The organism is Sandaracinobacteroides sp. A072 (genome assembly GCF_052616365.1).
This window is the reverse complement of sequence record NZ_JBQXGU010000002.1, coordinates 70691-97141: the sequence shown is the minus strand read 5'-3', so window position 1 is coordinate 97141 and position 26451 is coordinate 70691. Positions and strand designations below refer to the sequence as shown.

Sequence of the window (26451 nt, the reverse complement as noted above, 5' to 3'; positions counted from 1 at the left end):
AAAGGCTGGCCCCTGCCTAGAGCAGGGGCTGGGGGGTTTCCTTCAGCACGCGTTCGATGCGGTGGAAATCGGCTTCCACGGCGCTGTCCCGCCGGCTTTCGCGCAGGCTGCCCATGATTGCGGCCACCAGAGCCGCGATGAAGCCAGGCACGATCTCGTAGATGATGGACGACAGGCTCTGCCCATCGACTTTGATCGGCGCATAGAGCCAGAAGAGGACGGTGGCAGCACCGGCGACCATACCGGCAAGCGCGCCGCCCGCTGTCAGCCGTGACCAGTAGAGGCTGAGCAGGATGACCGGGCCAAAGGCGGCGCCGAAACCGGCCCAGGCATTGCCGACGAGCGAGAGGATGTTGCTCGACCGGTCATGCGCCAGGGCAATGGCAACCAGCGCCACGGCAAGGACCGAGAGCCGGCCCACCATCACCAGTTCGCTCTGGCCGGCATCGCGCCGGACGAAGGTGCGGTAGAAATCCTCTGTCAGCGAACTGGAGGAGACCAGCAGCTGCGAGGAAATCGTGCTCATGATGGCGGCTAGGATGGCGGCCAGCAGAAAGCCCGCAATGAGCGGGTGGAAGAGGATCTGCGAGAGCAGGATGAAGATTGTCTCCGGGTCGGCGACGTCAAGCGCATTGGCATGGGCATAGGCTGCCCCCACGAGGCCCACGAGTACCGCGCCGATCACCGTGACGAGCATCCATCCCATGCCGATGTAGCGGGTGGTCGCCACATCCTTCAGCGAGCGCACGGCCATGAATCGCACGATGATGTGGGGCTGGCCGAAATAGCCCAGACCCCAGGCAAGGCTGGAGACGAGGCCCAGCGCCGTGACACCCGTGAACCAGCTGGTCAGTGCGGGATTGGCCGCTTCCATCGCGGCGCGGCTGCCATCCCAGCCACCCAGAACGTCGATCGCAACCAGCGGCACCAGCACCAGCGCCACGAGCATGATGCAGCCCTGCACGAAATCCGTGAGGCTGACAGCGAGGAAGCCGCCGAACAGCGTGTAGGCGACGACGACGCCGGCCGTGACATAAAGTCCGGTTTCATAATCCAGCCCGAAGGAGGCTTCGAAAAGCTTGCCCCCGGCAACAATCCCGGCCGAGGTGTAGAGAGTGAAGAAGATGACGATGACAAGCGACGACAACACCCTGAGCGCCCGCCCGCGCCCCTTGAACCGCTTGGCGAGAAAATCGGGAATGGTGATCGCATCATCGGCCATTTCCGTGAACAGGCGCAGGCGCGGCGCAACGAAACGATAGTTGAGATAGGCGCCCACCACGAGGCCCACGGCAATCCAGGCAGCCCCCAGGCCCGCGAGAAAGACCGCGCCGGGCAGGCCCATCAGCATCCATCCGCTCATGTCGGACGCGCCGGCTGAAAGTGCAGCGACTGCCGGCGGCAGTTGCCGCCCGCCCAGCATATATTCCGAAACATCGCTGGTGGACGTGCGATAGGCATAAAGTCCGATCGCCAGCATCAGGATGAAGTAAAGGCCAAGGGAAACCAGGGCTGCGGTGTGCATCGATTATTCCTGCGAAGGGGTGTCAGGCGTCCGGCACGAAGCCATGGCGCCGCAGCATTCAGCGCAATTCGATGGCGCGGGCGTAGGCTGCATTCACCGTGGCTGAAAGCCGTTCGTCAAGGCCGCCGTCTGCGTTCAGGGCCTTCAGCCCCGCTTCCGTGGTGCCATTCTTGCTGGTGACGGAATTGCGCAGCTCTTCCAGGGAAAGGTCGCTGCCCTGGGCCATGGCGATGCTGCCGGCCAGTGTCTGCAGCACCAGTTCGCGCGCGACTTCAGGGGAAAAGCCGAGTGCATTGGCAGCGGCGACATAGCTGCGCGCCAGTTCGAACACATAGCCCGGCCCGGAGCCGGCAACGGCAGTCAGCCGGTCGAGGCTGTCTTCATCCGGCACGCGGACAACCGTGCCGGCCTGGCGCATCAGCGCCTCGGCGCTGGCGCACATCGCCTCGGTCGCGTCCGCGCTGGGGCAAAGCCCGCTGACGCCCTGCCCGATGGCGGCGGGCAGGTTGGGCATCACCCGGATGACAGGCTTGCCACCGGAAAGCCCCGCCAGCCGCCCGATGCTGAACCCGGCCGCGATGGACAGGAAAAAACCGCCCGGCGCGAGCCGGCCGACATGGGCCGGCAGAACCTCTTCGATCATCTGCGGCTTGATGGCGATGACGATGATGTCGAACAACCTGTCGCCAACTGTGCTGTCATTCTTCAGCAGGGTGACGCCTTCGGGAACGGCAGGCGCGAAAGGGTCGATCACGGTGAAGTCGCCAGGCCCGCGTGCCCACTGGGAGAGCAGGGCGCCCCCCATCTTGCCGCAGCCGATAATCAAAACCTGCATATGGGTCTTCCGTGCAATTTCATCGATGAATTGCCCGCGCATCCCTCAAAGATGGCGGGTCGCCGCGACGGGATAGCAGCATAATCCAGTTTTTTGAACCCATGGACCAGAAGGCTGCTCCTGCTCCCGATCTTGCATGCGGATCATGGTCATCATGTATGGCTCAATTGCGCAGTCTTGTCCCTCAGGCCCGCGATGACACTGGTGCCGGGGTTGAATATCCGTCCTTGTCTCTTTAAATCCACGCGCATTGCATGAAAGGAAATTGAATGTCGAAGGCCAAGCGCGTTGTCGTGAAGGTCGGCTCGAGCCTGCTTGCCAATCCGGAACTGCTCACCCCCCGCTGGGGTTTCATGCAGCGCCTCCTCGAGGATATCGCCCGCCTGCGGAAAGACGGCTATCAGGTCATCCTCTGTTCTTCCGGCGCGGTTGCCCTGGGGCTCAACATGATCGGCGCCACCCCGGAAGAGGCCGGCCTTGCCGACAAGCAGGCCGCCGCCGCCTGCGGCATGCCCCTGCTGCTGAATGCCTACAAGCAGCTTGCCCGCGAATATCGCTATGACATCGCCCAGATCCTCGTGACCCTGGATGATTTCGAGGATCGTCGCCGCTTCCTCAACACCAAGAACACGGTGCAGCGGCTGCTCGATGCCGGCATCATGCCCATCGTCAACGAGAATGACACCATCACTACCGAGGAGATCCGCGTCGGCGACAATGACCGCCTTGCGGCCAAGGTGGCGCAGATGGTCGGCGCGCGGGAGCTCGTCATCCTCACCAGTGTCGATGGCCTCTATGACCGCGACCCGTCGGAAGAGGGCGCGCGGCTCGTGGAAGTGGTGGAGGACGTGAGCGAGTATCTGTCCGTCACGGCCGGAACCAGCACGCTGGGAAGCGGCGGCATGCTCACCAAGATGCAGGCTGCCAACATGGCCCAGCATGCCGGCTGCACGACCTTCATCGCCAATGGCGAAGCCGATGATCCGATCAGTTCTGTGTTGAGGGGCGATCGACTCTGCACGCGCTGCCTTGCGTTCAAGGACACGGCTTCGGACTGGGTCGTCTGGCTGACGAACAGGCTCCAGGTGGCTGGCAGCATCGTCGTGTCCAGCTCGGTTGCCGATGGGCTGGGCAGCGACGGGCGCGGCGTGCTTCGCCAGGATGTGGTCGAGGTGAACGGGCCCTATTACCGGGGCGATGTTCTTCACATCTATGACGATAGCGGCAAGGAGCTTGCCCGCGGCCTCACCGATTTCAGTTCGGAGGAAACGGGGCTTCTGGTGCGCAACCCGGAAACGTCCCCGCGGGAACTGCTGGGTTACCAGACATCCGGCGTGCTGATCAAACCGGCGAACCTGATCCTTCTGGATGAACGCCACATCGCCTGGGACATGCCGGAATCAACCGACCGCTAGAGCTGGACGCAGGCCGGCGCGATCTGGCTGTCGCGCTGGCCTCGGCTTGCTGCTAGGCTTTTTTCATGAAGATCCTTGTGCTTGCCACGCCACCGCTTGCCCTTCTTCTTGCAGGCGGCGAATTCGCCCGCTGGTGGGGCGACCCGCGAATCGTGCCCATGGCGTTCGATGAACTGGCCGTTGCCCTTGCCCTGCTGGCGGCGAGCTTCGCGCCCCATGGCTGGCGGCCCCCGGTGCTGACGGCTGCGTGGGCCTTGTATACGGGCCTCATGCTGGGGCTTCTGGTGCCTACGCTCGATCATCTGCTGCATGGCCCGCCGAAAGAAAGCGCGGTCTTCTATGCCGTCATCCTGTCGGTGATGCTGCTCATCGGGGTGCTGGCGACGGCGCTTGGCCTTCGGGCCTGCCGGGCACGACAGCGCGGACGGTAAACGGCGGGTCTTCCGGCCTGCGGCTGTAGCGCGCATCGCCAAGGATCACTTCAGTTGCGCCGGCATCTTCCTTCACGCGGGCGAAGGGAAAGCGCGACCAGATGAGGAAATCCGCCATCTCCTTGTTCGTTTCCGCCGCGCGCGCGATGGCCGGGTGGTCCATACCGGTCGGGATGGGCGTGCCTTGCAGGCTGAGGCGGGGAAGGGGGGACCAGCGCACCTCGCCGAAGCCGTAGCTGCCCTGCAGTTCATAGAGGATTTCACGCCGGAACGGGTCAACCGGGACAGGGCTGGCCAGAACCCGTTGCGGCGTTCCAAGGCCCTGCGCGCTGATCGCGGCGGTTGCATGCTGTTCGGCCCAGCGCCCGGCCATGGCCATGGCGCCGGTGTAGGCCGTGATCGCCGCAAGCGCGAGGATCGCCGGGCGGCGCACGCCCGGCCTGTCGCGCCGTTCGCGCCGCCGCGACAGCCAGACACCGATTGCCAATACGCTCCACATCCACACATCGACGATGAAGAGCACGTCGCCATAGAACCAGCGTTCGGAGAAGGGCATCAGGCAGCGGATGCCATAGACGTTCAGATAATCGAGCAGCGGGTGCGAGAGGATGCCGATATAGGCAAGCGCCAGAACCCAGCCGAAACGGACGGGCAGGCGGCCGGGCGGGCGCGTGCCACGGCGTGTCTGCCAGCGATCGAAGAGCTGAATGGCAAGTGCAAGCAGGACCGGCAGGATCACGAGGGCCAGTGGCCCATGTGTCCACCCGCGCCGCCAGGCGAGATTTTCCCCGATGAAAAGGCCCAGCACGTCGATGTCGGGCAGGTTGGCCGCGATCATCAGCGTCGCCATGCCAAGGCCTGTCTTGCGTTTCAGCCCGGCCTGGCCAAGGGCAGCGCCCGCCAGCGTATGTGCCAGATTATCCATGCCAGTCTTTCTGTCCGGACCTCCGGCCTGGCGTTCAGCCAGCCCGGGCGGCCTTCATGGCAGCAGCAGCCAGATGCTGAAACCTGACCATATCAGCGTAGTGCATTGGAGCCATGCATTGTTCGCACTTGCACAAAAACCCTGCCGATATATCTAGGTCCTGTTGCTGCCTTGCAGCGCACTTCGGCGCTCCTCTCTCTCCTCCCCTGGAACGCCGGAGGGTCAACCGCCACTCTCCTCCCTCCCTCGGGGGTTGACCGGAATTCGGGCCAGGGTCGAGCTTGCTCCCCTGGCCCTTTTTTTGCCCCGATCCTGGCCTTTGGAATGAATACGGCCCTTGGCCTTCAGCGCCCGCGTCTTCCCAGCATGCTGCCGAGCACATTGTCCCCACGCACCAGCCCATGGTGGAGGGCCGCGGAAAGATGAATGAGGACAAGGCCGAACAGGCCCCAGGCGAAAAGCCCGTGCAGATCGCGGAACAGGCCGTAAAGCGCGATACCCTCCGGCGCGATCGCGGGAAGCGTGAAGAGCCCGAAGGGCCGGACGGCAAGCCCAGCCGCCCCCTGCATGGCCCAGCCCGAAAGCGGAACGGCAAGCATCAGGCCATAAAGCAGCCAGTGCGTGGCCCGTGCCGCAAGTTTCTGCGCCCCGGAAAGGCCGGCGGGCAGGGCAGGGGCCTTGAAGCGGACCCTGTTGGCAAGCCGCAGGATGACAAGCAGCAGGGCCAGGGCGCCAAAGGACTTGTGGAGGCCGATTGCCGCAGTTCGCCATTCGGCAAGGCTCGACACCATTGCAACGCCCAGAAAGAGCATCGAGAGGATGAGGGCCGCCATCGCCCAGTGCAGAAGCCGGGCGGATGCAGGATAGACCTGTGCGATGCTTTCAGTCTGTGCCCGCATCATTCTGCTCCTGCCAGCTGTTCGCGCGCCCGGCGCCGTTGCGATTCCGCATAGGCGGCACCGCGGGCATGAAGGATCGGGTCATGGCCCGGCTTTATCCCGTCCGGCAGGACCACCGGGTCGAAATTGAGCCCACCGCATGCGCCGCCCGCCTGCGGTTCCCAGCCCCCTATCTCGATGGTTCCGGCAACCACGGTCTGCCTGTCGGCGGGCCACAGTGCCGTCACATCATCGACAGGATCTCCGGAGCCGGCAAAGGTGAAGACGAGATCATAGACCACCGGGCCGCTATCAAGGCGGGTGGCGAATTCGCGTTGCAGGGCATCGGGGTGCGGATCCTGCAGCGGCGGGCCGGCAGGCGCCTGCGGGGCCGCCGCCCAGCGCACGGCGCGCTCGCGGCCGCTGTCGTTCACGAGGTGGAAGATGTTGATGCTGTGATATCGTTCTGTCGCGAGGCTTCCTGTCGGCTTGTAGCCGGCCTGCCAGGCAAGGAAGTTTGCGCTTTCCGGGTGGGATTTCATGAACGCCATGATACGCGCCATGTCCGGCTTGCCGGTCGCCGGGTCCGGCTGCATCGCCGCAAGCTGGGCGTGGAAGGCTTCAGGTGTCCGAACCGGCAGCACTGGCGGCGTGTTCATGGCTGTCCGCCATTGCTGGCCCCCGGGCAGGCTGAAGGCGAGCGCAAGGCTCCTGACCGGGGATTGGAGATCGGGTGCGGTGGGGTTGTTGCCGCCAGTCGAATAGCGGCCGATGAAGGCCGTGGCGCCGGGTTTGAAGATTGCAGCACTGCTGTAGGGCTGAAGCGCACCGGTCGAACGGAACTGGCCCGACACGCAGAACCCCTTGGCATGGGCGCGCCGGAACCCTTCATGCGGTTCGGGGCCTTGCATCAGGTCGATGATGTCGGCGGGTTTCAGCCGCCCGGGCCCGATGCGGCCGGACGCGACAAGGAAGGCGACCAGAAGGGCGCCTGCCAGGATGGCGATGAAGGCGTAGGCGGGAAAAGTCTTCCGTGCCGGCCGCGCGCCCGCATGTGGGTCTGTGTCTTGCATGGACGGAAGCTGCGGCGGGCGTAACGGACCGTCCAGCCCCTTCGATGAAGAGGGTGGGGCAGCGTGGATTCCGCCTGGCGCGATGCCGTGCGGTGCGTCTTCGGCGCCTTCCCGGCCGGAGGGCTTGAAAGAAGTATCAATCAAGGCAAGAACATGGCTTGCCAGTCGCGGGCGGTGACAGCCAGCCAGGCCGTCGCCCCGTCGGGGATGGAGGCGCGGTGCGAACCGAACAATCGGAAGGTGCAGCAAAATGTCACAGCAGGCCATGCCCGCACCGGAGCATCGGCTTTCCGCCGTTCGCGGGCGCCTGCTCTGGCTGCGCCACGATCCTTTCCTCGATGATCCGGGAACCGCTCTTGCCGAAGAGGAGGATGGCCTCATCCTCATGGCGGGCGGGAAAATCCAGGACGTGGGGTCGCATGCCGCCCTTGTGTCGCGTCTTCCGCCCGGCACGCCCGTGGATCACCATTCCGGCAAGCTGATCGTCCCGGGTTTCATCGACCTTCATGTTCATTATTCCCAGGTTGGCATCATCGGCGCAGCCGGACACCGGCTGCTCGACTGGCTTGGACAGACGACCTTTCCGGCCGAAATGGCGTTTGTCGATCCTGCCCACGCCCGGGCGGTCGCAGCCTTCTTCTGCGATCAGCTCATCCGGCACGGAACGACCACCGCGCTTGTCTTCACCACGGTCCACCCGCACGCGACCGATGCGCTGTTCGAGGCGGCCATGGCGCGCTCTATGCGGATGGTCGCGGGCAAGGTGATGATGGACAGGAACGCGCCCGCTTCGCTTCTCGATACCGCCCGCATGGCCCATGACGACAGCCTGGCCCTCATCGACCGGTGGGACGGCATGGGCAGGCTGCACTATGCCATCACGCCACGCTTCGCGCCCACCAGCACGCCTGAGCAACTGGAGGCGGCGGGCGCGCTCAGGAAGCGCTTTCCGCATCTTCATGTTCATACGCATCTGGCCGAAACGCTGGACGAGACAGCGTGGGTCCGCAGCCTGTTTCCCGACAGGGCGTGCTATCTCGATGTCTATGACCATTACGGCCTTGTCGGGCCACGCTCGGTCTTTGCCCATGGCATCCATCTCGACGAGGGCGAATTCCGGCGGCTTTTCGAAAGCGGGGCGGCTGTAGCCCATTGCCCCACATCGAACCTGTTTCTAGGCAGTGGCATCTTCCGCCTTGCCGCTGCCCGGGCGCGCAACCGCCCGGTCCAGGTCGGCCTCGGCACGGACGTGGGGGCGGGCACCAGCCTTTCCATGCTCGCCACCGCTGGCGAAGCCTATAAGGTGGCCCAGCTTGCCGGCCATCTGCTCAGCCCTGCCGAGGCCCTCTATCTCGCTACCCTCGGGCCAGCCCGCGCACTGGGCCTCGATGATCGAATCGGTCGCCTCGCACCCGGCCACGATGCCGATTTCGTCGTGCTCAACCCGGCGGCAACGCCCCTTTTGGCCATGCGCTGCCAGCAGGCCGGAAGCAGCGCTGATCTTCTCTCGGCGCTGTTCACGCTTGGCGATGATCGCGCCATCGCGGCGACCTATGTGGCCGGCAGCAGAATGGCTCCTTCATGAGCAGGATCAATAACCCTGAACGATAAAATTGCTTTCCATGGCAAAAGGGGTGCAAGCTATCGGCAAGCAAGAAACTCCCGGGACTTCACCGGATTGATCATGAGGAGGGTGTTTATGCACAACAAGAGACTGATGCTCGTGGCGCTGCTTGCAAGCGCGCTCACGCCGCTGGCACTGGCTGCGCCGGCTGCTGCCGAAACCACGATGACGGATGGTTCGGGATCTGCCGCCCGCACCATGACCAACCAGGACTGGTGGCCGGAACGCCTCGACCTGCGCCCGCTGCGCCAGCATGCACCGGCATCCAACCCCTATGGCGCCGATTTCGACTATGCCGAGGCCTTCTCCAAGCTCGATCTTGCGGCTGTGAAGAAGGACATCGAAGCCCTGATGACCACCTCGCAGGACTGGTGGCCGGCAGATTATGGGCATTACGGCCCCTTCTTCATCCGCATGGCCTGGCACAGTGCCGGCACCTACCGCACGGCTGACGGCCGGGGCGGCGGCGATGGCGGACAGCAGCGCTTCGAGCCGCTCAACAGCTGGCCCGACAACGTCAGCCTCGACAAGGCGCGCCGCCTGCTGTGGCCCATCAAGCAGAAATATGGCCGCAGCATTTCCTGGGCCGATCTCATCGCGCTGACCGGCAATGTCGCGCTTGAATCCATGGGCTTCAAGACCTTCGGGTTCGCCGGTGGCCGCGTGGACGACTGGGAAGCCGACATGGTCTACTGGGGCCCGGAAACCAAGTGGCTGGAAGACAAGCGCTACAGCGGTGACCGCAAGCTCGAGAACCCGCTGGCTGCCGTGCAGATGGGCCTCATCTACGTGAACCCGGAAGGCCCGAACGGCAACCCGGACCCGATCGCAGCCGCGAAGGATATCCGCGAAACCTTCGGCCGCATGGCCATGAACGACGAGGAAACGGTCGCGCTGATCGCGGGCGGTCACACCTTCGGCAAGGCGCATGGCGCCCACAAGCCCGATGACTGCCTTGGCGCGGACCCGGCGTCCAGCGGCGTCGAGGCGCAAGGCCTTGGCTGGGCGAACAAGTGCGGCAAGGGCAATGCCGAAGACACGATCACCAGCGGCCTCGAAGGCGCCTGGTCGGCAAACCCGATCGCCTGGACCACCCAGTATCTCGACAATCTCTTCGCCTTCGACTGGGTGCAGACACGCAGCCCGGCCGGTGCGATACAGTGGGTGCCGAGCGACCCCAATGCAGCCAACATGGTGCCCGACGCGCACCTGGCCGACAAGCGCCACGCCCCCATCATGTTCACGACCGACCTGTCGATGAAGATGGACCCGGCCTATCGCAAGATCTCGGAGCGCTTCCGCGACAACCCCGAGGAATTCGCTGATGCGTTCGCCCGCGCCTGGTTCAAGCTGATCCACCGCGACATGGGCCCGCGTGCCCGCTACCTCGGTGCCGAAGCGCCAGGGGAAGACCTGATCTGGCAGGATCCTATCCCTACCGTCGATCATGAGCTGGTGAACGCGCAGGATGTGGCGACACTCAAGTCCCGTATCCTGGCATCCGGCCTCACCGGCCCTGAACTGGTGCGGGCGGCCTGGGCTTCGGCTGCCAGCTTCCGTGGCACCGACATGCGTGGCGGCTCCAACGGCGGGCGCGTCGCCCTGTCGCCGCAGAAGGACTGGGCCGTGAACGACCCGGCCGAATTGCAGAAGGTGCTGAAGCGGCTCGAGACCGTCCAGCGGGACTTCAACCGCGCCCAGTCGGGCGGCAAGAAGATCTCCATGGCCGACCTCATCGTGCTTGGCGGTGCCGCCGCCATCGAGCAGGCCGCGAAGAAGGCCGGGCATGATGTCACCGTGCCGTTCACGCCGGGCCGCATGGATGCGTCGCAGGCGCAGACCGATGTCGCTTCCTTCGAGCCGCTCGAGCCGGTCGCCGACGGGTTCCGCAATTATTTCGGCAAGGAAAACCGTCTTTCACCGGCGGAAATGCTGGTCGAGCGGGCAAGCCTGCTGACCCTGACCGTGCCGGAAATGACGGTGCTGGTGGGCGGGATGCGGGCGCTTGACGCCAATGCCGGCAAGGCGGCCCATGGCGTCTTCACCAGCCGCCCCGGCACGCTGAGCAATGACTTCTTCGTCAACCTGCTCGACATGTCGACCAAATGGTCGAAGTCTGCGAAGGCCGAAGGAGTCTATGAAGGCATTGACCGCAAGACGGGCAAGCTGAAGTGGACGGCGACCCCGGTCGACCTCGTGTTCGGTTCCAACTCGGAACTGCGCGCCGTGTCGGAAGTCTATGGCGCCGTCGATGGCCAGGAGAAGTTCGTGAAGGACTTCGTGAACGCCTGGACGAAGGTCATGAACCTCGGCCGCTACTGATCCCGACCCGGGGCCGGCGACGGCCTGATAGAGAAAGGGCGGCGCACGATGCGCCGCCCTTTTTCCTTCTGGGCCGCTTATTTCAGCGTCATCAGATAGTCGATGACCTGCTTGCGGCGTTCGGGGTCGGCGATGCCGCCAAAGGGCATGCGCGTTCCGGGAACCAGTTTCGCCGGCCCGCTCAGCCATTGATCCAGTGTGCCGGCATCCCAGGTCAGGCCGGAATCGGTCAGTGCCTTGCTGTATTTGTAATCGGGCAGGCTCGCGGCCTTGCGGCCGGCAACAGTGGCAAGGCTGGGGCCGAAGGCATTGCGCCCCTGTTCGACCGTGTGGCAGGCAAGACACTGTGCGAATGCGGCAGGGCGGGCAGGGGCCTTGGCACTCTCGTCATTGGCAAGAGCGGGCATGCCACCCATCAGTCCCGCCGCCATCACGCCGGGCAGCAGGGTTCTCTTCACGGATTGCATCGACAAACTCTCCATCATCCCGGATTCATATTGTGGCCGGACTTTAGGGGTGCTGAACAACCGCCGCCACTTGTCCGTGCGCGGGTATGAGGGGAAAGCGACCCGACGGGCCGGGACTGCGGCTATTGGCCACGCAGTGACTTGGAGGCTAGGGTAGCCCTGAAAGGAAAGCCTCTTGAAAAGCCTGTCCGCCGGGCATCTTGCCGCCATGGCGCTCATCATGATTTCAGCAACACCCGGCATGGCAACGGACGAGGGTGTCGCAGAATCCGCGCTGATCGATGCCGGAAAGCGCCATTTCATCCGCTGCGTCGCCTGCCACACGATGAAGGCCGATGCGCCGCCCATGACCGGGCCGCATCTGGAGGGCATCGTCGGCCGCAGGGTTGCCTCGGTGGAAGGCTTTGCCTATACGGAACAACTGCGTGCGCTCGATTTCAATTGGACGGAAGAGCAGCTCGACCAGTGGCTGGAAAAGCCGCACGACCTTGTGCCCGGCATGTGCATGCCCTTCATGGGCCTGCGGAAACCCGAGGACCGGAAGGCCTTCATCGCCTGGCTGAAGTCCGGCCAGCCCTGAAGCGCCCACCGGCGCGAATTTCACCGTTTCGGACGCTTTGCTGCCTGACTGACGTGGCATGTTGACGCAAATTTTAGATTGGTGCGTCCCATGAGCAACAGCTGTTGCTTTTACGTTTGACATGAAATGGCTTCTTCGCCACCTGCCGGCGCAATTGCACGTTCCGTTGCAATAACACATCAACCTTGGGAGAAACTGATGCGTTCCGTCAGCCTTTCGTCGCGCGATCTCGTACGCGCGCTTCTTGCCTCCGCCGCCGTCGTGGCGACTGCACCGCTTCAGGCGCAGGGTGCTCAGGAGGCCGTTTCGACCGGCCTTGGCGACATTGTCGTGACCGCCCAGCGCCGCGCGGAAAACCTGCAGGACGTCCCTGTCGCCATCACGGCCGCAACGGCCGAAACCCTCGCGTCCGCCCGCGTCGAGAACATCTCGAACATCCAGAACATCTCGCCCAGCATCCAGTTCCGGGTCACCAACATCTCGACCTCCTCGGCGAACGTGATGATCCGCGGCCTTGGCACCACCGGCAACAGCCGCAGCTTCGAAGGCGCCGTCGGCATCTTCATCGATGGCGTCTATCGCACCCGCGCCGCCGCCGCGCTCCAGAACTTCGTCGATATCGACAGCCTGCAGGTTCTGCGCGGCCCGCAGGGCACGCTGTTCGGCAAGAACACCTCTGCCGGTGCGGTCATCCTCACCTCCACGGCGCCGTCGCTGCTCGACACCGAAGGCAATTTCGAGATCGGCTACGGCAATTACGACACCTTCACGGCCAAGGGCGCCGTCAGCGTTCCGCTCGCCGATACGGCAGCCCTGCGCGTTTCGGGCCTCTATTCCAAGCGTGACGGTTTCTACACCGACGCGCAGACCGGAAACAGCCTGAACAATGACGAAACCTATGCCTTCAAGGGCCAGCTTCTCGTCGAGCCTGCCGATGGCGTTTCCGTCCGCCTGATCGGGGACTTCTCGCGCGGTGAAGGCAATTGCTGCTACGCCACCTCCAACTACATCGATGGCCCGACCCAGCCGCTCGTCGATGCACTGACCCAGGCCCTCGGCCTGAAGCTCCCGTCGACCAAGCTCTCCGATTTCGAGCAGACGCTCAACCGTGAAGGCAACCAGATCATCAAGGACTATGGCGGGACGCTTCTCGTCGATGTCGAGATCGGTGGCGACACGCTGAAGTCGGTGACGGCGCTTCGCGAATTCAGCGTCGGCCAGTATGATGTCGATCCGGATTTCTCGGGCGCCGACATCTTCACCCTGAGCGAGAGCTTCCAAAGCCGCTTCTTCTCGCAGGAACTGACCTACAACGGCCGCATCGAATCCATCGACGCCAACTATGTTCTCGGTGCCTTCTTCTCCGACGAGAAGCTGGACATGACCCGCGATCTCGGCTGGAAATCGCAGGGCCAGGCCTATTGGGATGCTGTGCTGAGCGCCCAGGGCATTCCGGCGGGCGCGCTTGACGCCTCCGAAGGTCCGACCGCGAACGAAGTCATGGGCGGCAAGGCCCGTTCCTATGCGGGCTTCGCCCACATCAACGCCAACCTGACGGAACAGTGGAGCGTGATTGCCGGTATCCGCTATTCCATCGAGGAAAAGAGCGGCTTCTTCCGCAACAGCTTCTATCGCCCGGCACCGAACGAGGTGTTCAAGGCGCTCGGCATCCAGCCGGGGCCGGCCTATTCCGCCAAGCAGACCGACCGCGCGCTGAGCGGAACCCTTGGTGTCCAGTATCGCCCGACCGACGAGTCGATGGTCTACCTGACCTACAACCGCGGCTTCAAGGCGGGCGGGGTCAACATCGACGCCAACGCCGGCGGGACCGTGGCGAACAACCCGGCGCTGACTCCGGGCGCCGTGCCGCTCGATCCGCGCTATGCTCCGGAAACGGTCAACGCCTTCGAGCTTGGCGCCAAGGTCGACTATCTCGATGGTCGTGCACGCACCAACGTCGCCGTCTTCTACAACGACATCTCGGACCTGCAGGTGGCGCAGTTCGTCGGCCTGCAGTTCACCGTTCTGAATGCGAAGTCGGCTTCGACCTACGGCCTTGAGCTGGAAAACCTGTTCCAGCTGACCGACAGCCTGACGCTGGGCCTTGACGGCACCTGGCTGCCGCATGCCCGCTACGACGAAGATGCGCAGCTGGCAGCGGTTCTGTCGGACTCGCGCTTCCGCTACGCGCCGAAGTTCGCAGGCAACGCCACGCTGAACCTCGATCAGCCGCTCGACGACGACCTCACCCTCAATGCCCGTGCGCAATATCAGTTCAGCACCTCGCAGCTGATCGACAATGCGTCCATGGCGGACCGGGGCGATGTCGGCATCGTCAACGCGAACCTTGGCCTGAAGTCGGAGCGTCTTGGCCTCCACCTCGAAGCCTGGGTGCAGAACCTGTTCGACAAGACCTATGCGAACGTGGCCTTCGCCACTCCGCTGCAGACGGGTGACAGCAACGCCTATCTGGCGCCGCCGCGGACCTTCGGCGTCACGCTGCGTGGCCGCTTCTGAGGAAGCAGCGCTTTCGCGAAACGGGAAAGGGGGGCTTCGGCCCCCCTTTTTTGTGCCCGGCCTCCGGTGCGGCGTCAGTCCTCGAACATTTCGCCGAGGTAGAGGTCATGCACACGGCTGTCGGCCAGCATTTCCGGGCCTGTCCCCTCGAAGATCAGCACGCCTTCGGAAAGGACATAGGCGCGGTCGATGATCTGCAGCATCTCGTGGACATTCTGATCGGCGATGAGCACGCCGACCCCCAGGTCGCGCAGCGTGGCAACCATGGTGCGGGTGGTGATGATCGAAAGCGGATCAATGCCGGCGAAAGGCTCGTCCAGCAGGACGAAGGATGGCGAGACGGCCATGGCGCGCGCGATTTCGCAGCGCCGGCGCTCTCCGCCGGAAAGGCGCGGAGCAGGAGTGTCGCGCAGGTGATCGATGCGGAATTGCTGCATCAGCGTCTCGAGCCGCGTTGCGCGTTTTTCAGGGTCCGGCTCGTGCAGTTCCAGCACCATGGCGATGTTGCCGGCAACAGTCAGTCCCTGGAAGATGGAAGTTTCCTGCGGCAGAAGCGTGACGCCCAGGCGCGCGCGTTCAGCCGGCATGCGGCCCGTTATGTCCGCGCCGTTCAGTTCGACATGGCCGCTGTCCAGCGAGAGCATGCCCATCAGGGCACGGAAGCAATGGGTCTTGCCGGCGCCGCTGCGCCCGAACAGGCCGACGATCTCGCCGGGCCGCAGGTGCATTGTCACCGATTGCAGAACACGCTGCCGCCCATAGGCCTTGCACAGGCAAGTCGCCTGCAGGCCTCTGTTCAGGCCGCCCGAAATGGCGGGCGCGGCATTGCCCGGGTACGGTCTGCTGGCCATGCCATGTCCTTAAAGCCATTCGCCCCTCCAGGCGAGTGGAGGTCCCCGATTCAGTTCCTCGCCTTCGGCCGCCACAGGATGCGCAGGCCCCAGCTGTCCAGCCCCCGGTTCTGGCTGCTGAACAGCGTGGCATGGCTGAGGTGGATCCAGGACGCCTCGACCGCAAAGGTGTCGGAAAGTCGCCAGCCGAAAGCCAGTTCCGGTTCGAAGAGCACGCGCGAGCCAAGGTCGACGCGCAAATTTTCGCGCGTGGCGTAGGACGGCCCGTTGTGGATGGCGATGCCGATCCCCGGGCGCGCATAGAGTGTGCGCCCGAAGGTCCAGTTGAGGCCAGCGGCGGCATAATCCGTCTGCCCCTGAAGGCCGACGGACAGCAGAAGATGCGGCGACGGGCTGCCAACGGCGGATAGGGCCTGTATGGGCCGTCCTATCCAGCCCGCCTTCAGATCCTGCCCCTTTTCGAACCCGGTCTGGGCAAGCACGATGTCATGCTCGTAAAGGCCGATCCAGACCTGTTCGGCTGACAGGGGCGCCGGGAATGCAAGCAGCATGACGAGCATTGCAGGCGCCAGGGGCCTCATGCCGGCACCACCGTCACCAGTTCCGGATCCATTGCGATGCGTACTTCGCCATCGCGCGTTTCCGGCGCGGTGGCACTCCACATTTCAAAGCTTGTGCCGCCGGCTTCGAGATGGACGAGATGGTGCGGCCCGAGAAAGCGCACGGAAAGAATGCGCGCCGCCCCGCCTTCGGCTGACTGGCGAAGGCCCTGCGGCCTGATCACGGCCACGGCGGGGCCATCGGCAAGGCCGGGGGCTGCCAGCCGGCCAAAGGGCGTTTCCGCCGTCCCGTTGCGGACGATGACGGGCAGGGCGTTCACTTCCCCGGTGAGGCGGGCAGCGGTGAGGGAGACGGGGGCGCGATAACAGTCTTCGGCCGGGCCTTGCTGCAGGATCCGCCCGCCTGCCATCAGCACCAGATGATCGCCGATCAGCATCGCTTCCTGCGGATCATGGGTCACGACAAGGACCGCCGCACCCGCATCGGCAACGACGGACAGCACGGTTGCACGGATATCGGAGCGCAGATGACGGTCAAGGCCGGAAAAGGGCTCGTCCATCAGCACCACGGCCGGCTGCCGGGCGAGGGCGCGCGCTATGGCGACGCGCTGCTGTTCGCCGCCGGAAAGCGTGTGCGGAAAAGCGCGCGCCCTGTGACCAAGGCGGAAATGCTCCAGCAGGCCGGCGACGCGCGCATCCCGGTCCGGCCTTTCCAGCCCCTTGAGGCCGAAGCCGATGTTGGAAACGACATCCAGGTGGGGAAAGAGGGCGTAATCCTGAAAGACAAGGCCGATGCCGCGTGCTTCCGGGGGAATCCGGAAACCCGGTGCCGAAAGCCTGTCTTCGCCAAGGGCGATCTCGCCCGCATCTGGCTGTTCCAGCCCCGAGATCAGCCTGAGAAGCGTGCTCTTGCCGCAACCGGATGGACCAAGCAGGCAGGTGACGGTGCCCGGCTGCAGCGTGAAGCTCGCGGACTCGACGGCGCGGGTAGCGCCATAGGCCTTGGTGACGGAGCGGACGGTAAGGCTGGGCAGCATCGGCAGTGGCTTAGGAGCCGGGCCTCGAGAGTGCAATCTCGCGGGTGAGCCACATGACCGCTGGCAGCGACAGGCAGAGGATCAGCAAGGATGGCCAGCCAGCCTGGGCAAGCCTTTCATCCAGCGCATAGTTGCTGGCGATGACAGCGAGCGTGTCGAAGTTGAAGGGCCTGAGGATGAGGGTGGCGGGCAGTTCCTTCAGTATGTCGATGAAGACTATGAGACCGGCGGTCAGCATGGTGCCGCGCGCCACGGGTAGTTGCACGGCAAGCGCCGCCCCGCTTTCGCCACGGCCAAGACTGCGGGCAGCATTCAGCATCGAGGGGGAGACCTTGGCCAGCCCTGCGTCGATCGGTTCGAGGGCGGCTGCCATCAGCCGTGCGGCATAGGCATAGACGAGAAGGACGATACCGCCCACAAGCCCGGAGCCGCCGGACCAGACAAGGGTGGCGGGCGCAAGCAGTCCGATCGCCATGGCAGCGCCGGGTGTCGCATAGCCAAGGCTTGAAAGACGCGAGGCAAGCGGGAAGCCGCGCGCGCCAAGGGCCAGCACCGTTGCAAGCGCCACGGTTACGATCGACCCTACCATTCCCAGCGCAAGCGAGTTCAGCCCCGCGCGCACCAGCCTCTGCATTTCCGGCACCACATCGAGAGAAGACAGGAAAAGCCAGCCCACCGGCAGAAGCAGCCCCATCGTCACGAGCGCAAGGCAGAAGAAGGCGGCTGCAAGGCCGGGCAGAAGCGAAAGGCGTGTCACGGGAAGGGGGCGCCAGCGGGCCTTGCCGCCTTCGTGGCTGCTGCCGCGCCGCCCCTGCCGTTCGATCCAGAGGAGCAGGGCGGCGGCTGCCAGAAGCGGCAGGGCAAAACGGGCGGCGCTGGCGGTGGAACCGAAGACCGACCATGCCCGTACGACCCCTGTCGTCAATGTCTGGACTGAAAGGAACTGGACCGCGCCATAATCGGCCAGCGTTTCCATGACCACCAGCGCAACGCCGGCCGCAAGCGCCGGCCGGGCCACGGGCAAGGCCACCGTGCGAAAGGCCCGCCAGCGCGAGGCACCCAGCATGCGGGCGGCTTCCAGCGCATCGACCGACTGGTTGAGGAAGGCCGCGCGCATGGCGAGATAGACATAGGGGTAAAAGGCCGCCCCCAGAACGAACACCGCGCCCGGCATGCCATGCATGTTGAACGGAAGGTCGAAGCCGGCGCGCGCCCTGAGCGCCATGCGCAGATCGCCGGCGACATCGAAGAGATCGGCATAGGCATAGGCCAGAACGAAGGCGGGCGCTGCCAGCGGCATGGCCAGCGCCCAGGAAAAGACCCTGCGGCCGGGAAATTCATGCATCACCACAAGCCAGGCGGCCATGGTGCCAAGAACCATGGTGACCATGCCGACGAGCAGCGCCAGCACGGCCGATGTTCCGGCATAGCGCAGCACATCGGCGTAGGGGATCGCAGCGGCACCGGGCGACAGCCCCGCCAGCACGAGGCCCAGAAGCGGCGCAATCGCAATGAGGGCGGCCGCCCCCGCAAGGATCGGGAGCGGCCGCAGATTGCCAGACGCGAAAGCGGGCGCGCTTGCGGTCAGCGCCACCCGGCCTTGCTCATCATCGACTGGGCTTCGGGCTGGCGCGCGGCGAAGGCCGCCGCCGACATCGGATGCGCGGTGAAAGCCGCATAGGCGTCGACCGGTGGCGGCGGGGGCACATCCGGCGAAACCGGGAATTCATTGTTCGATGCCGCCACATGGGTCTGGGATTCCGGCGAGGCAAGGAATTCCAGAAGCCGGATGGCATTGGCCTTGTTGGGCGCATTGGCGGCAACCCCGCCGCCCGAAATGTTCACATGCGCGCCCTTGCCATCGAGGCTGGGGAAGGCGAGCGAAACCTTCGTGGTGACGGCCTTGTCCGATTCATTGTCGCCGCTTGCCATGCGGATGAAATAATAGCTGTTCGTGATCGCCACTTCGCACACGCCGGCAGCAACGGCGCGGATCTGGTCGCGGTCTCCGCCCTGCGGCGGGCGCGCCATGTTGGCGACGATGCCGCGCACCCAGGTGTCGGCCTTTTCCGGCCCCCAGGCCTCGATCAGCGCACCGACCAGCGAGAGGTTGTAGACGCTGTCGGACGAGCGGACGCACAGCCTGCCCTTGAAACGGGGGCCGGCAAGTTTCTCGTAGCTGTCCACATCCTCGGGTTTCACCTTGGCGCTGTCATAGGCGACGATGCGTGCCCGGCGGGAAAGGCCATACCATTTGCCCGAAGGCTCGCGCAGGTTTTCCGGGATGCGCGCATCCAGCACGGCCGACTGGACAGGCAGGAAAAGGCCAGCCTGATCGGCACGCCACAGGGCGCCGGCATCTGCCGCGATGAAGACATCGGCCGGGCTGTTCGCGCCCTCGCTGCGCATGCGGGCGACCAGTTCGTCGGGCTTGCCCTCGATCCGGTTGATGCGGATGCCCGTTTCCTGCGTGAAGCGTTCGTAAAGCGGCAGGTCACTGTCATAGTGGCGCGCGGTGTAGAGATTGACCACGCCAGTTTCGGTCGTTGCCGCATCCGCACCATCGCTCTTGTCGCTGCCTGCCCCCTGGCCGGAGCAGGCAGAAAGCAGGCCAAACGCCGCAACGCCTGCAAGCATGGATATGATCCGCATCGCCCTGGTTTCCGTCACAGGCCTTCTCCTTCGCAGGCCGCCAGTTCACTTGCTCGCGCCTGATAATGGTTCGCAACAGCGTCTCTCTAGACGAAGGCTGCTGCGCCGGTCCAGCCCTGATTTGGGCCGGACCGGGGAAGGGCGGCTATTCTTCCCGGCAGGGCGCCGGAAAAGGCACGGCAGGCTCAGACGGCCTTTGTCAGCTTCCGGTAGGCGGCCTTCAGTTCATCGGCCAGAATATCAAGGGTGGCGCGGATATTCTCCTCGCTTTCCTTCAGGCCTGCGCGGGCGGAGAAATTCTCCCACTTCTGCTCGAGCTTGTCCCACTCTTCCCGCGCTTCCATGCTGCCCAGATGCGCCTTGACCTTTGCCTCGTCCCGCAGGCGTTCCAGTTCGGCGCGAAGTTCGTCAAGGCTGCTCATGAACGTCTCTCCATCTGCAAGCGTGATGTGGCGCATGCATTGCCACATCCCGCAGGCTCGCACGGCTTTGCCCGGCCGGCAACCCCTGCTCAGTCGAGTAGGAGCTTCATGCCAGGATCGCCCTTTTCCATCGCGCGGCGATAGGCCGGCCGCGCGGCGACACGCCGGAGATAGGCGCGGATATTGGGATAGGGCGTGAAATCGCGCGGGATGAAGTTGCGCATTGTCGTCAGCGCAAAGACCATCATGATGTCGGCCGCGCTGAATGTCTCGCCCGCGAACCAGGGCGCCTCGCCCAGCCGTTTTTCCACCAGCGCATGCGCCCTGTCGCTGCGCGCGCGCACGAGCGGCATGGCGGCATCGCCGGCGCCAAGGATGCCGGCAATCAGTTCGCCCATGCCGCTGGCCACCATCGAGGCGTTGGAAAAATGGAACCAGAAGAGATAATCCGGAAAGGCCGGATCATCCTGCCCGACCCGCAGGCGGCCATCACCATGGCGCGCGATGATATATTCGACGATGGCCCCCGATTCCGCGAGGCAGATATCGCCATCGGTGATGATGGGGGCCGTTTCCAGCGGGTGGAGGGCCTTGTAGTCCGCCGGTGCAAGCCGCGTGACCGGATCGCGTTCATAATGCTTCAGCGCATAGTCGATCCCCAGTTCCTCGCACAGCCAGACGATGCGTTCGGACGCGGAAACGCCAAGATGGTGAACCGTGAGCATGGCTTCTTCCCCCTTCCGGCCCGACACGGTGCCGCGCCGCTTGCATCTTACCGGCTAGCCGCATTTGCGGGCCGCCGCATGCCCCCAATGCTCGCAGGGGGGCAGGGGCGTGCGGCCGGGCTAGACTTGGCGAAAGGCCGATATCGTCGCATTCGAGGAAAGGGAGAACCGCGTGATGACAAACCCCAATCTGGAACGCTGGCATGCGTTCATGAAAAGCCATGACAAACAGGCCCTGTGGGACATGCTGCACCCCGATGCCGTGTTCGAAAGCCCGGTCGTGCACACGCCGCAGCGCGGCCGCGAGATCGTCTTCAAATATCTCACCAGCGCCGGGAATGTGCTGGGCGGGGAAGGTTTCCGCTATGTGGGCGAATGGCATGGCGACAACAGCGCCATCCTGGAGTTCGTGCAGGAAATCGAGGGGATCAGCGTCAACGGCATCGACATGATCACCTGGAACGACGCAGGGCAGATCACGAATTTCAAGGTCATGGTCCGCCCGCTGAAGGCGATCAACCTCGTGCACCGACTGATGGGGGAAATGCTGCAGAAGGCGGCCGCTTCACCGGGCTGATCCTGCCGCTCTTGCGAGCCTCTTGCATTGAGGGGGTGGCAGGGCATTGCGGACAAGGCAGTCTGAAACCTCAAGAGGAGGGAGAAACGCCATGTCCCGCATGCCACTCGTAGAGCCTGAAGCCTTGCCGCCCTATCTGAAGGCTATCCATGACGCGACGCCAGAAGACAATTGGCTTGCCCGCAACTTCGCCCGCGCCTTCGGGCCGAACCCGGCGCTGGTGGAATCCTACCAGTCCTTCTACCTGCCCTGGCATACGGGCGGGGCCGGCGTGGTTGAACCGCGGCTGAAGGAACTGGTGCGTCTGCGCATCGCAACGCTGAATGGCTGCGTGCTGTGCAAGTCCGTCCGCATGGCGCCCGAAACGGTTACGGAAAGCGAAGCCGCCAGCGGTGTCGACCATCCGGAAGCCGCGAATTTCACGCCGCGTGAGCGGGCCGCCATCCGCTTTGCGGAAAAGATGGCGGTCGATCATCATAATATCGGCGATGATGATGTGGCCGAAATGCGCCGCCATTTTTCCGATGCCGAATTTCTGGAACTGGCGATGATGGCTGGCCAGTATATCGGCTTCGGCCGGGTGCTCGCCCTGCTGCAACTGGAAGTGGCGAGCTGCCCGATCGACTGATGTGACGCACTGATGTGACGCCATGTGCCGTGCCGGCCGCGCCTTGCCCAGGCGCGGCCGGAAGGCATCATTTCACATGATCGAAGACCAGATGCTCGCGCGTCAGGAAGCAGTGCGAGCGGCCCATGTCGACAAAGCGGCGCTCATCTTCCACCAGCTCCATGGCGGCTGCCTGCTGCTCCGCCGTGTGGCCGCTGGCTTCGAGATCGGCCAGCGACCTGACCCACACCTCGGTTATTCCGTCGAATGGCTGGATATAGCCGCCGGCCTGGCGGAAGCCTTCGTTCACATCGGGCGCGATTGCGTGGCTTTGCACATAGCGGGCCATCAGCAGCCTTTCCGCGTGGCTTTTGACCAGCGGGCCATGATCCTTCAGCCAGGTGGCGTGGCATTGCGCCACGGACATCTCCGGCCGGCGGGCAAGCAGATAGGTGACCTTCACAGCCTCCGGCCCCGGTCCCTTTCCACCCGTGCGGTCGAAGATCTCATGCTCTTCCGTCAGAAACACGCTCGATCCTGAAAAATCGATGAAGCGCTCCTCGTCCGCGCGCAATATCTGCCCCGCCTCGGCCCCTTCGGGCGTTGCATAGGCCGCCTGCATCGCTTCGAGGGAATCCCACCAGACTTCGGTGACGCCATCCACCGGCGGCAGCATGCCGCGAACGGCGCGCATCGCCTCGTTGGCGGGATGGTCGATCGGGTGGCTCTGCACATAGCGCCGGGCGGCGATGGCGCTGGCCTGCTTCGCCACCAGCGGGCCGTGGGTATCGCGCCAATAGGTCGCGAAATCCTCCGCAGAAAGCCCCTGCCGGCGCCGGATCACATAGACGAGCTTTATCATGCCTTCTCCCCATTCTTTCCTTTCCGGCAAGTCTCGGCCAGAGGGGGCGGCCTTGCCAGCTGGAAGATGAAGCAGGTGAGGATGCGTGACATGTGGTGAAGGTCTTGCGCCGAGGCTCTTGCGCCGAGGGATTTCATCGGCTTGTCGCGTAAAGATGCCATGGCCCCGGGGGGAACCCGGATCGAACCACCCCGGTCGAGAGGATGAAGGATGCGGCGACTGTCTCTTGCAGCCCTGCTGGCAACTGCCAGTGTGCCGGTACTGGCTGCTGGCGGGCAGGATTCTGCACCCGTTCCGCCTGTCGAGGATGAAGCGCTGGGAGCGGAAATCATCGTGCTCGGCGGGCGGCCGCGCGGCGCCGTCATCGGCGCGATCGAACCCGAGCTCCAGCTGGACGAGGCGGATATCGAGGCGACCGGCGCGTCGAGCCTCGCCGATCTTCTGGGCGAGCTCGCGCCGCAGACACGAAGCGGGCGCGGGCGCGGCGGGGAGGCGCCTGTCGTTCTGGTCAACGGCAAGCGTGTGTCCGGCTTTTCCGAAATACGAACCATTCCGCCCGAGGCTGTCGAGCGGGTGGACATCCTGCCCGAGGAAGTCTCCCTCAGCTATGGCTACCGGGCCGACCAGCGTGTGATCAACTTCGTGCTGAAGGAGCGGTTCCGCTCGGTCACGGCGGAAATCGAAGGCGGCGGCCCGACGGCCGGGGGCAGGGGAGAGGCCGAGTTCGATCTCAACCTGCTGCGCCTTGCCGGCGACAGCCGCATCCTGGTCGATGCAAGCCATGTCCGCCGCTCGCAGCTTCTGGAAAGCGCACGCAACATCACGCAGGCGCAACCATCCCGACCCTATGCGCTGGCTGGCAACATCATTGCCGCGACCGATGGCGCCGAGATCGACCCGGCGCTCAGCGCGCTTGCCGGAACGCCGGTGCTGGTCGCTGCCGTCCCGGCAACGGCGGCAGCGGGCGCGCCGGCGCTTGTGGATTTCCTGGCCGGCGCCAACAACCCCGCCCTTGCCGATACCGGCCTCTGGCGCACCCTGCTGCCGGAGCAACGCGAAACGTCGCTGGGCGCCAATGTCAGCACCGCGCTCACCGAGTCCATACAGGCCAGTTTCAGCGCGCGGCTCGAGTGGACGGAAAGCGACCGCAGGCTGGGCCTTGCCGGCGTCACCCTCGACCTGCCGGCGGCAAACCCCTTTTCCCCCTTCGCAGGCAATGTGCAGTTGCTTCGCCATTCGGAAGCTGCAGGCGCGCTCATGGGCAGGAGCCGGAACATGAGCCTCGACCTTGCTGCAACCGTCAATGGCGACATCTCGATCGGCGACGGGCTGTGGCGCTGGATCGCGACCGGCGGCCACAACCGCAGCGTTGCGCGATCGACGACGGATCGCAGGCTCGACGTAACGGCCTCGCAGGCACGAATCCTTGCGGGCGACCCGCTCTTCAACCCCTTCGATCCCGATGCCGTGGCAGGCGAGATCGGGCAGGACCGGGCGCGTTCGGTCAGGGATTTCAGCCGCATCGAGCTGGTGGCGAACGGGCAGTTGCTGGAGCTGCCGGCCGGGCCGGTCGCGATGAGCGTGCAGGCCGGGGCGGACAGGCAGGGCTTCGACAGCGACACTTTCATTGCCGGTGTCGCGCGTGAAGTCTCGCTCGAACGGAACCGGCTGAGCGGGCAGGCCAGTCTCGACCTGCCGGTTGCGAGCCGCCGGCGCGATGTCCTGCCCTATCTCGGCGAGCTGGCACTCAATCTCAACGCATCCGTGAACGAACTGTCCGACTTCGGGACGCTTTCCAGCCTGGGCGGCGGCGTCAGCTGGCGGCCCGTCGATGCGCTGCGGCTGAGCGCCAATGTAACGGTCGAGGATGGGGCGCCGAGCGTTCAGCAACTGGGCAACCCCACGATCATCACGCCCAATGTGCGGGTGTTCGATTTCCTGCGCGGCGAAACGGTCGACATCAGCCGGCTCGATGGCGGCAACCCTGGCCTGATGGCAGACAGGCGCCGTGTCTTGAAACTGGGCGCGAACCTCAAGCCTCTGCCGGAAAAAGATCTCAGCCTGTCGGCCGACTATGTCGACAGTCGGATCACCGGCCCGATTGCGGCCTTCCCGACGGCGACTGCGGAACTGGAGGCCGCGTTTCCCGAGCGATTCCTGCGCGATGCCGATGGCAGGCTGGTGCAGATCGACAACCGCCCTGTCAATTTCGAACGCTCCGACAGGCGCGAACTGCGCTGGGGCCTCAGCTATTCCGGGCAACTGAAGCCGAGCCGGGCCGAGCAGGCCGCGATGGAACGCCGCCGAGCGGCAGCGGCAGCCGGCAATGGCGGCGGGGAAACGGCCGGCCGCCCGTCCGGCCCGCCCCCGGGCGCGCGCGGAAGTCGCGGGGGTGGCAGGTCATCCGGCCGGGCCACGCTTTCCCTGTTTCACACCGTAAAGCTTGCCGAGACCATCCTCATCCGTGACTCTGTTCCGAAGCTTGATCTCCTCGGCGGGTCGGCGACGGGCAGCAGCGGTGGCGTCAGCCGCCACGAGGTCGAGATGCGGGCCGGCCTGTTTCGCAATGGTGTGGGCGGCAGGCTTTCCGCGAACTGGAAAAGCGCGACGGACGTCCGTGTTGATCCGCGCGGCGCGCCATCGCCCGATGATCTGCGCTTCTCGGACCTTGCCACCTTCAACCTGCGGCTGTTCGCCAACCTTGGCCAGCAGCAGAGCCTGGTTGCAAAGGCCCCCTGGCTGAAGGGCGCCCGCATTTCCATCGGCATCGACAATCTGTTCGACAGCCGGCAGGACGTGCGCGACAGGCTCGGCAATGTGCCGATCGGCTATCAGGCGGACCTTCTTGACCCGGTCGGACGCCGCATCGAGATCAGCTTCCGCAAGATCTTCCTCTAGGCAGCCAGCTCAGGCCCGCGCGCCCGGCGTCGCCACGCCCCATTCCACCCAGCCGGCAAAGCGGGGGGATTTTTCCATGAACTGGCCATGGCGTTCGGCAACCCTGAACCCTGCCGCTTCCACGGCATCGGTCACGGGGCGGGAAAGATGGCAGCCGCCGGCAATGCGCTTCCAGACAGGCTCGATCCGCCGCTGCCAGCGCTGCACGGCGGCATCGGGCGCGAGGCCATGCTCCAGGAACAGCAGCCGCCCGTCGGGCTTGAGCACGCGCGCGGCTTCCTTCAGCGCCTGCTGCTGGTCCTGCACGGAGCAGAGGGTGAAAGTGGTGACCACGGTATCGAAGCTGCCGCTGGCAAAGGGCAGTTCCTCCGCACGGCCGCGCTCCAGTCTCACAAAGGTCCTGTCCGCCTCGGACTGATGCGCGCGCGCCTCGGCGATCATCTCCTCGGACGGGTCGATGCCGGTAACGGATTCGACCTTGCCGCGATCGTAGAAGGGCAGGTTGATGCCGCCACCGGCGCCCAGTTCGAGCACCTTGCCGCTGGCGTCAGGCACCACGAATGACCGGCATTTCATGATCGGCGGCTGCGTGCAGGCATAGCCCAGCAGCTTCGGCACCACATGCCTGTCCCACCAGTTGCTCATTGTCCCTCCCTCGTTTGTGACGG

The 26451-nt window shown here is 64.8% G+C and carries 24 protein-coding genes; 9 read left to right on the top strand and 15 right to left on the bottom strand.

Translation table 11 applies throughout. From position 1 onward, the window contains the following. Positions 1-16: 16 nt before the first annotated feature. A complete protein-coding gene (gene putP / locus ACUJ46_RS06460) occupies positions 17-1525 on the bottom strand; it encodes a sodium/proline symporter PutP (RefSeq protein WP_445389646.1) in 1509 nt (502 codons plus the stop codon). Between the two features lie 58 nt (positions 1526-1583). After that, the gene (locus tag ACUJ46_RS06455) at positions 1584-2360 is read right to left on the bottom strand and encodes a pyrroline-5-carboxylate reductase family protein (protein WP_445389645.1); all 777 of its coding nucleotides are present in this window, start codon (positions 2358-2360) and stop codon (positions 1584-1586) included. Between the two features lie 269 nt (positions 2361-2629). Here ACUJ46_RS06455 and proB point away from each other — a divergent pair, with 269 nt between their 5' ends. Both proB and ACUJ46_RS06445 read left to right on the top strand, forming a co-directional pair. Beyond that, positions 2630-3775, top strand: a complete 1146-nt coding sequence (gene proB / locus ACUJ46_RS06450; protein ID WP_445389644.1) for a glutamate 5-kinase — start codon at positions 2630-2632, stop codon at positions 3773-3775. A 65-nt stretch (positions 3776-3840) separates the two neighbouring features. Next, entirely contained in the window at positions 3841-4206 is a 366-nt protein-coding gene (locus tag ACUJ46_RS06445; protein WP_445389643.1) for a hypothetical protein, read from the top strand. Here the strand turns inward: ACUJ46_RS06445 and ACUJ46_RS06440 are convergent. The 3 genes from ACUJ46_RS06440 to ACUJ46_RS06430 all read right to left on the bottom strand — a co-directional run bounded on the left by ACUJ46_RS06440 (position 4142) and on the right by ACUJ46_RS06430 (position 7082). Next, positions 4142-5131: a metal-dependent hydrolase gene (locus tag ACUJ46_RS06440; protein ID WP_445389642.1), complete on the bottom strand. Its 990-nt coding sequence runs from the start codon at positions 5129-5131 to the stop codon at positions 4142-4144. The genes ACUJ46_RS06445 and ACUJ46_RS06440 overlap by 65 nt on opposite strands. A 344-nt stretch (positions 5132-5475) precedes the next feature. Beyond that, complete coding sequence (locus ACUJ46_RS06435) at positions 5476-6030, bottom strand: cytochrome b (protein WP_445389641.1); 555 nt, start codon at positions 6028-6030, stop codon at positions 5476-5478. Next, positions 6030-7082, bottom strand: a complete 1053-nt coding sequence (locus ACUJ46_RS06430) for a catalase family peroxidase (RefSeq protein ID WP_445389640.1) — start codon at positions 7080-7082, stop codon at positions 6030-6032. Before ACUJ46_RS06430 ends, ACUJ46_RS06435 begins: the two co-directional genes overlap by 1 nt. A gap of 250 nt (positions 7083-7332) precedes the next feature. Here ACUJ46_RS06430 and guaD point away from each other — a divergent pair, with 250 nt between their 5' ends. Both guaD and katG read left to right on the top strand, forming a co-directional pair. Then, positions 7333-8667, top strand: coding sequence for a guanine deaminase (gene guaD / locus ACUJ46_RS06425; RefSeq protein WP_445389639.1), 1335 nt, complete (start codon positions 7333-7335; stop codon positions 8665-8667). A gap of 114 nt (positions 8668-8781) precedes the next feature. Then, on the top strand, positions 8782-11028 hold the full coding sequence (gene katG, locus ACUJ46_RS06420) for a catalase/peroxidase HPI (protein WP_445389638.1): 2247 nt from the start codon (positions 8782-8784) through the stop codon (positions 11026-11028). 77 nt (positions 11029-11105) lie between these two features. Here katG and ACUJ46_RS06415 read toward each other — a convergent pair whose 3' ends face one another. Next, on the bottom strand, positions 11106-11495 hold the full coding sequence (locus ACUJ46_RS06415; protein WP_445389637.1) for a c-type cytochrome: 390 nt from the start codon (positions 11493-11495) through the stop codon (positions 11106-11108). Between the two features lie 175 nt (positions 11496-11670). On the opposite strand from ACUJ46_RS06415, the gene ACUJ46_RS06410 reads away from it, so the two are divergent. Together ACUJ46_RS06410 and ACUJ46_RS06405 are read left to right on the top strand one after the other, a co-directional pair. Then, positions 11671-12075, top strand: a complete 405-nt coding sequence (locus tag ACUJ46_RS06410) for a c-type cytochrome (RefSeq protein WP_445389636.1) — start codon at positions 11671-11673, stop codon at positions 12073-12075. A 198-nt stretch (positions 12076-12273) separates the two neighbouring features. Further along, positions 12274-14592, top strand: a complete 2319-nt coding sequence (locus ACUJ46_RS06405) for a TonB-dependent receptor (RefSeq protein ID WP_445389635.1) — start codon at positions 12274-12276, stop codon at positions 14590-14592. A gap of 74 nt (positions 14593-14666) precedes the next feature. Here the strand turns inward: ACUJ46_RS06405 and lptB are convergent, their stop codons facing one another. From lptB to ACUJ46_RS06370, 7 genes are all read right to left on the bottom strand, one after another. Then, positions 14667-15443, bottom strand: a complete 777-nt coding sequence (gene lptB, locus ACUJ46_RS06400; RefSeq protein ID WP_445389634.1) for an LPS export ABC transporter ATP-binding protein — start codon at positions 15441-15443, stop codon at positions 14667-14669. 50 nt (positions 15444-15493) lie between these two features. Beyond that, on the bottom strand, positions 15494-15994 hold the full coding sequence (locus ACUJ46_RS06395; protein ID WP_445389633.1) for an acyloxyacyl hydrolase: 501 nt from the start codon (positions 15992-15994) through the stop codon (positions 15494-15496). A gap of 26 nt (positions 15995-16020) precedes the next feature. Beyond that, the gene (locus tag ACUJ46_RS06390) at positions 16021-17040 is read right to left on the bottom strand and encodes an ABC transporter ATP-binding protein (RefSeq protein ID WP_445389632.1); all 1020 of its coding nucleotides are present in this window, start codon (positions 17038-17040) and stop codon (positions 16021-16023) included. A gap of 10 nt (positions 17041-17050) precedes the next feature. Beyond that, positions 17051-18634, bottom strand: coding sequence for an ABC transporter permease (locus ACUJ46_RS06385; protein ID WP_445389631.1), 1584 nt, complete (start codon positions 18632-18634; stop codon positions 17051-17053). Next, complete coding sequence (locus tag ACUJ46_RS06380; RefSeq protein ID WP_445389630.1) at positions 18625-19710, bottom strand: extracellular solute-binding protein; 1086 nt, start codon at positions 19708-19710, stop codon at positions 18625-18627. The genes ACUJ46_RS06385 and ACUJ46_RS06380 overlap by 10 nt, the downstream gene beginning before the upstream one ends. 167 nt (positions 19711-19877) lie before the next feature. Continuing rightward, complete coding sequence (locus tag ACUJ46_RS06375; RefSeq protein ID WP_445389629.1) at positions 19878-20114, bottom strand: hypothetical protein; 237 nt, start codon at positions 20112-20114, stop codon at positions 19878-19880. An 89-nt stretch (positions 20115-20203) separates the two neighbouring features. After that, positions 20204-20839 carry a glutathione S-transferase family protein gene (locus tag ACUJ46_RS06370; protein ID WP_445389628.1) on the bottom strand — a complete coding sequence of 212 codons (636 nt, stop codon included), beginning with the start codon at positions 20837-20839 and terminating at the stop codon, positions 20204-20206. A 175-nt stretch (positions 20840-21014) separates the two neighbouring features. Between ACUJ46_RS06370 and ACUJ46_RS06365 the strand changes: the two genes are divergently transcribed. Further along, positions 21015-21416, top strand: a complete 402-nt coding sequence (locus ACUJ46_RS06365) for a nuclear transport factor 2 family protein (protein ID WP_445389627.1) — start codon at positions 21015-21017, stop codon at positions 21414-21416. Between the two features lie 91 nt (positions 21417-21507). Further along, positions 21508-22044, top strand: coding sequence for a carboxymuconolactone decarboxylase family protein (locus ACUJ46_RS06360; protein WP_445389626.1), 537 nt, complete (start codon positions 21508-21510; stop codon positions 22042-22044). A 67-nt stretch (positions 22045-22111) separates the two neighbouring features. Here ACUJ46_RS06360 and ACUJ46_RS06355 read toward each other — a convergent pair whose 3' ends face one another. Then, on the bottom strand, positions 22112-22885 hold the full coding sequence (locus ACUJ46_RS06355; RefSeq protein WP_445389625.1) for an EthD domain-containing protein: 774 nt from the start codon (positions 22883-22885) through the stop codon (positions 22112-22114). A 210-nt stretch (positions 22886-23095) separates the two neighbouring features. Here ACUJ46_RS06355 and ACUJ46_RS06350 point away from each other — a divergent pair, with 210 nt between their 5' ends. After that, entirely contained in the window at positions 23096-25783 is a 2688-nt protein-coding gene (locus tag ACUJ46_RS06350; RefSeq protein WP_445389624.1) for a TonB-dependent receptor, read from the top strand. Between the two features lie 9 nt (positions 25784-25792). Here ACUJ46_RS06350 and ACUJ46_RS06345 read toward each other — a convergent pair whose 3' ends face one another. Continuing rightward, positions 25793-26428, bottom strand: a complete 636-nt coding sequence (locus ACUJ46_RS06345) for a class I SAM-dependent methyltransferase (protein WP_445389623.1) — start codon at positions 26426-26428, stop codon at positions 25793-25795. Positions 26429-26451 lie beyond the last annotated feature (23 nt).

Excerpts from the sequence above, each read along its gene's own strand:
- putP (WP_445389646.1), bottom strand. The coding sequence starts at position 1,525 with ATGCACACCGCAGCCCTGGTTTCCCTTGGCCTTTACTTCATCCTGATG.
- ACUJ46_RS06455 (WP_445389645.1), bottom strand. The coding sequence starts at position 2,360 with ATGCAGGTTTTGATTATCGGCTGCGGCAAGATGGGGGGCGCCCTGCTC.
- proB (WP_445389644.1), top strand. The coding sequence starts at position 2,630 with ATGTCGAAGGCCAAGCGCGTTGTCGTGAAGGTCGGCTCGAGCCTGCTT.
- ACUJ46_RS06445 (WP_445389643.1), top strand. The coding sequence starts at position 3,841 with ATGAAGATCCTTGTGCTTGCCACGCCACCGCTTGCCCTTCTTCTTGCA.
- ACUJ46_RS06440 (WP_445389642.1), bottom strand. The coding sequence starts at position 5,131 with ATGGATAATCTGGCACATACGCTGGCGGGCGCTGCCCTTGGCCAGGCC.
- ACUJ46_RS06435 (WP_445389641.1), bottom strand. The coding sequence starts at position 6,030 with ATGCGGGCACAGACTGAAAGCATCGCACAGGTCTATCCTGCATCCGCC.
- ACUJ46_RS06430 (WP_445389640.1), bottom strand. The coding sequence starts at position 7,082 with ATGCAAGACACAGACCCACATGCGGGCGCGCGGCCGGCACGGAAGACT.
- guaD (WP_445389639.1), top strand. The coding sequence starts at position 7,333 with ATGTCACAGCAGGCCATGCCCGCACCGGAGCATCGGCTTTCCGCCGTT.
- katG (WP_445389638.1), top strand. The coding sequence starts at position 8,782 with ATGCACAACAAGAGACTGATGCTCGTGGCGCTGCTTGCAAGCGCGCTC.
- ACUJ46_RS06415 (WP_445389637.1), bottom strand. The coding sequence starts at position 11,495 with ATGCAATCCGTGAAGAGAACCCTGCTGCCCGGCGTGATGGCGGCGGGA.
- ACUJ46_RS06405 (WP_445389635.1), top strand. The coding sequence starts at position 12,274 with ATGCGTTCCGTCAGCCTTTCGTCGCGCGATCTCGTACGCGCGCTTCTT.
- lptB (WP_445389634.1), bottom strand. The coding sequence starts at position 15,443 with ATGGCCAGCAGACCGTACCCGGGCAATGCCGCGCCCGCCATTTCGGGC.
- ACUJ46_RS06395 (WP_445389633.1), bottom strand. The coding sequence starts at position 15,994 with ATGCTGCTTGCATTCCCGGCGCCCCTGTCAGCCGAACAGGTCTGGATC.
- ACUJ46_RS06390 (WP_445389632.1), bottom strand. The coding sequence starts at position 17,040 with ATGCTGCCCAGCCTTACCGTCCGCTCCGTCACCAAGGCCTATGGCGCT.
- ACUJ46_RS06375 (WP_445389629.1), bottom strand. The coding sequence starts at position 20,114 with ATGAGCAGCCTTGACGAACTTCGCGCCGAACTGGAACGCCTGCGGGAC.
- ACUJ46_RS06370 (WP_445389628.1), bottom strand. The coding sequence starts at position 20,839 with ATGCTCACGGTTCACCATCTTGGCGTTTCCGCGTCCGAACGCATCGTC.
- ACUJ46_RS06365 (WP_445389627.1), top strand. The coding sequence starts at position 21,015 with ATGACAAACCCCAATCTGGAACGCTGGCATGCGTTCATGAAAAGCCAT.
- ACUJ46_RS06360 (WP_445389626.1), top strand. The coding sequence starts at position 21,508 with ATGTCCCGCATGCCACTCGTAGAGCCTGAAGCCTTGCCGCCCTATCTG.
- ACUJ46_RS06355 (WP_445389625.1), bottom strand. The coding sequence starts at position 22,885 with ATGATAAAGCTCGTCTATGTGATCCGGCGCCGGCAGGGGCTTTCTGCG.
- ACUJ46_RS06350 (WP_445389624.1), top strand. The coding sequence starts at position 23,096 with ATGCGGCGACTGTCTCTTGCAGCCCTGCTGGCAACTGCCAGTGTGCCG.
- ACUJ46_RS06345 (WP_445389623.1), bottom strand. The coding sequence starts at position 26,428 with ATGAGCAACTGGTGGGACAGGCATGTGGTGCCGAAGCTGCTGGGCTAT.